This is a genomic window from Streptomyces sp. NPDC058157 (assembly GCF_042884105.1).
Taxonomy (GTDB): domain Bacteria; phylum Actinomycetota; class Actinomycetes; order Streptomycetales; family Streptomycetaceae; genus Streptomyces.
Window position 1 is genome coordinate 1 of the sequence record NZ_JBHVUQ010000381.1, and the last position, 2,726, is coordinate 2,726.

Here is a 2,726-nt window from a genome sequence, read left to right on the forward strand (position 1 = left end):
TGGTGGGGCTGTACCCGGTGCTGCGCAGGCCCTTCCCGGAGGAGGAACGGCGGGCCGGGCTGGTCCGGCTGGCCTCGGCGGCCGACCTGGGGGTGCTGCACGCCCTGGCGGCGGCCCTTCCGGAGCTGTCCCCCGAGGAGGCCGAGTGCGTGGAGTGGTCCGCGCTGTGCGCCGAGGAGGCCGGCCTGCTGGGGCCGGACCCGCTGGGCCCGCTGCGGGCCGGGATGCGCGGGGCGCTGGGCGCCCTGGACCCCGACGCCGCCGACCGCTGCTGGGCGGAGGCCCGCGAGGCCTTCGGCCGGGGTGCGGTGGGTGGGCCCTCCGCCGCCGGGGCCGCCGCCGAGGAGGCCGTGGCCGCGACCTGGCGGTGGCGGGACGCGACGGCGTACCCGAGGCTGGTCCAGCTGTGCGGGCCCTCGGGCAGCGGCAAGAGCACGTTCGCGCGGGGCCTGGCGGGGGTGGACGCGTACGTCTGCCTGGACGACCTGCGCGAGGCCCGGGGTGCGCGCGCCGACCAGCGGGCCAACCCCGAGGTGCTGCGCGAGGGCCTCGACCGGCTGGACCGCGCGCTGGCCGCCGGGGGCACGGTCGTATGGGACGCGACCTCCCTCACGGAACAGCAGCGCGGCCTCGCCGGGGCGGTCGGCCGCCGCCGGGACGCCCTGGTCACCCGGGTCGTGGCGCTGGTCGGGGAGGAGGAGCTGCGGCGGCGCAACGCGGTGCGCCCGCACCCGGTGCCCGAGCCCGTGCTGACCGCGCAGCTGCGCCGGTTCAGCCCGCCCCACCCCGGGCAGGCGCACCGGACCTGGTACGTCGGCGCGGGCGGCACGGTCGAGGACACGGCCGGCTCCCTGGGCCCTGCGGGATCCCCGCGCCCTCCGGGCTCCCTGGGCTCTCCGGGATCCCTGGGGGCCGTCTTCGAGGGGGAGGACCTCTGATGCGCACCAGTGAGCAGCTCTACCACCAGGTCCGCTGGGACGCCCGCTTCGATCCGGCGCGGTTCACCCTCGGGCTGCTCCAGCGCGGGGCCGCCCCCAAGCGGGTGCCGCTGCCCTCCTTCGTACCGGGCGGGGACATCCCCTGGCACCGGGTGCTGTTCGTCGAGGCCGACGGCGAGCTGGTGTGGGACCGGGCCCGCGGGCTGGACCTGATCGACTCGACGACGGCCGGGCGGGTGCGCGGCAACCGGGTCCTGCCCGAGCCCTTCTTCGCCGCCCGGACCCCGCACGCCTGGGACCCGGCCGACGGCGCCTGGCGGCCGGTGCAGGCGGGTCCGGCCGCGTACCCGCCGGCCCGGGTACGGCTGCTGACCTGGAACACGCTGTGGGACCGGTACGACGCCCCGCGCATCGCCACCGCCCGGCGCAGGCCGATGCTGCTGGCGGAGCTGGCGGCGGCCGACGCCGATGTGATCGCCCTCCAGGAGGTGGAACCGGCCCTGCTCGCCCTGCTGCTGGCCGAGCCGTGGGTGCGGGCCGGGTACACCCTGGGCACCGATCCGGAGGGCGCGGACGTGGCGGACAGCGGGCTGCTGGTGCTGAGCCGGCTGCCGGTGCGCGAGGCGGGGCTGCACGTGCTCGGCCGGCACAAGGCGGTCACCGCCGTCACCGTGGACACCGCCGGCGGTCCGCTGGCCGTCGCCGCGACGCACCTCAGCAGCGACCACTCCGCGAACGGCGCGGGCCGCCGGGAGGCCGAACTGGCCCGCCTGGCCGAGGGGCTGGGCGGGCTCGCGGCGGGACTCGCGCTGCTCGGGGACTTCAACGACGGCCGCACCGGCGCCGAGGGGCCGGCGGCCGCGCTGGGGCTGCTGGACGCCTGGAGCGAGGTGCACGGCCCCGGCGACGACACGCCCACCTTCGACCCCCGGGTCAATCCGCTGGCCGCGGTCGGCTCCCTGACGGGGCGGGCGGGCCGCATCGACCGGATCCTGCTCTCCTCCGGCGCGGGCGCCCGGGTGCGGGAGGCGGCGCTGCGGGGCGACTCCCCCGCGCCGGACGGGCTGTTCGCCTCCGACCACTTCGGGGTGGAGGCCACCGTGGAGTACGGGGCGGGGGACGCGGCCGACGCGCCGGCGGGCGTGGCGGCGACCGCGCGGACGGCGGTGGCCTGGCTCCCGCCGCACGACCCGGCCGTCGAGGAGCTGCGCCGGGCCCACGACCCCGGGGTGGCGCGCTGGCCGGCGCACGTCAACCTGCTGTTCGGCTTCGTACCGGAGGCCGCCTTCGCTCGGGCGTTGCCGCTGCTGGCCGAAGCGGCGGCGGAGCGGGGGCCGTTCACCGCCCGGCTGGACGGGGTGCACTCCTTCGGGCGCCGCGAGGACGCCGTGCTCTGGCTGGACCCGGCGGCCGGTGCGGGAGGGGACGGCCCCTGGCAGGAGCTGCGCCGGGCCCTCGCCGCCCGCTTCCCGGGCTGCCGGGGCCGCTCCGCGGGCTGGACCCCGCACCTGACGCTGGGCCGCAGCACGGACCCGCAGCGCGCCCGGCGGGAGTACGCGCAGCGGCTCGGACCGGGCGACCGCACGGCCCGGGTCGGGGAGCTGGCGGTGCTGTCCCGGCGCGGGGACGGCCCGATGCGGGTCCGGGCGGTGGTGGAACTGGGCACCGGCACCTGGCGGTGGGCGGAGCCGCAAACGCCGCCCGGCGAGCCGGGCCGGACCCCGGAAACGGCGGACCCCGGGCAGCCGGGCGGCCCCCCGGGGCCGACGCACCCCCACGCCCCGCTCC

General features: G+C 79.5%; 2 protein-coding genes. Both read left to right on the forward strand.

Annotation, left to right across the window (positions count from 1 at the left end; genetic code table 11):
• On the forward strand, positions 1-938 hold a 938-nt coding region (locus ACFVXK_RS38035), incomplete at its 5' end, for an AAA family ATPase (RefSeq protein WP_389621798.1).
• Positions 938-2,726: RNA repair domain-containing protein (locus tag ACFVXK_RS38040; RefSeq protein WP_389621801.1), on the forward strand; the 1,789-nt coding region annotated here is incomplete at its 3' end. The genes ACFVXK_RS38035 and ACFVXK_RS38040, both read left to right, overlap by 1 nt.